At 45.9% G+C, this 1,209-nt stretch carries 2 protein-coding genes; one reads left to right on the top strand and one right to left on the bottom strand.

Annotated elements, in window-relative coordinates:
* The first annotated feature begins 177 nt into the window (after positions 1-177).
* The gene (locus A3766_RS02410; protein ID WP_068510504.1) at positions 178-750 is read left to right on the top strand and encodes a DNA polymerase domain-containing protein; all 573 of its coding nucleotides are present in this window, start codon (positions 178-180) and stop codon (positions 748-750) included.
* Between the two features lie 20 nt (positions 751-770).
* Here A3766_RS02410 and A3766_RS02405 read toward each other — a convergent pair.
* A partial coding sequence (locus A3766_RS02405) for an alkyl sulfatase C-terminal domain-containing protein (protein WP_197479216.1) occupies positions 771-1,209 on the bottom strand: 439 nt, incomplete at its 5' end.

Raw genomic sequence — 1,209 nt, 5'->3', positions numbered from 1 at the left:
TACTGTCAGCCTTTGCGGCAGGCCGGTGGGGCAACTGTCGGCTAAAGATCCATTCGCCAGGCACTTTTCGGTCAAATCGACCAAAATACGACCTTCTTTGGGCGCTGTGAAGCTAAATTCCGGGGCTTAGGCAATAAAAATGAGCAGCAATTTCGGGTATGCTACTTCATCCGAAGGGTGAAAAGGTGCTTTAAACGTCCTATACGCCCGACCATTCGTGGTTCTGAAGCGGGCAGTAAAAAGCGCTATGCCGGTATGGTTGTTAAAAATCAACAACCGGAAATGGTCTTTAAAGGGTTGGAAACGGTTCGCACTGATTGGACAGACGTGGCGAGAGACTTTCAAAAGAATCTTTACCAAATCGTCTTTGATGATCGCGACCCAAGCCAATTTATCAAAGACACCGTGGCGGCCACACTGAATGGAGAACGGGATAATCAGCTGGTTTATCGAAAACGCCTTAGAAGACCGCTCAGAGAGTACGTTAAAAACGTTCCACCCCATGCTCGATCTGCCAAAATAGCCGACGAAAAGAACAAAGCGCTTGGCAAGCCACTACAGTATCAACACAAAGGCTGGATCAACTATATCATCACCCTGAACGGGCCTGAGCCTTTGGACTATCTTGAATCAGACATTGATTACCAACACTACATTGAGAAACAGCTAAAGCCCATCGCGGAAGGCATTCTGCCCTTTATCGGGATGGACTTTGATCGCCTAATAGATAATCAAATGGCCTTATTCTAGGGAACCTAGAAGTAAGTTCCTTAAGGCTCAATGATATTAAAGACACCTCTCGGCTTCTCAAACAACCTGAAGAAACTCACTAAATCCAGCTTACTACCCTCCACCGTCAAATCATCCGAGAACAGGGTTTCTTTGATCCCAGCCTGATCAGTGGCCATTTTGAGAAATAACTCATGAGTCACCTTAAGTGTGGCATCCGCATCACTGACAGGTTCAATTTGTTCAAAATGCAGAACGGCATTTTCAATCCACAAATAGAAATTTACCTGCCTGTCAGTGAAGGTGATATTGATCTTATGATGGCTATCAAAAGCTTCCGGGCCAATTAAACGGGCAGCCATTGATATAAAGAAGTTCTCAAGAGGTGCCTCTCTCAGAACCCCCTCCATCATTGCCACATCAACGCCTTTATCCGGGCCACCATGTCTCAGCTCATAAGCCCCCGTAAGATAATTATCT

Source organism: Oleiphilus sp. HI0132, from assembly GCF_001635845.1.
The sequence above is the reverse complement of the archived record's forward strand: the minus strand, read 5'-3'. Positions and strand labels throughout refer to the sequence as shown.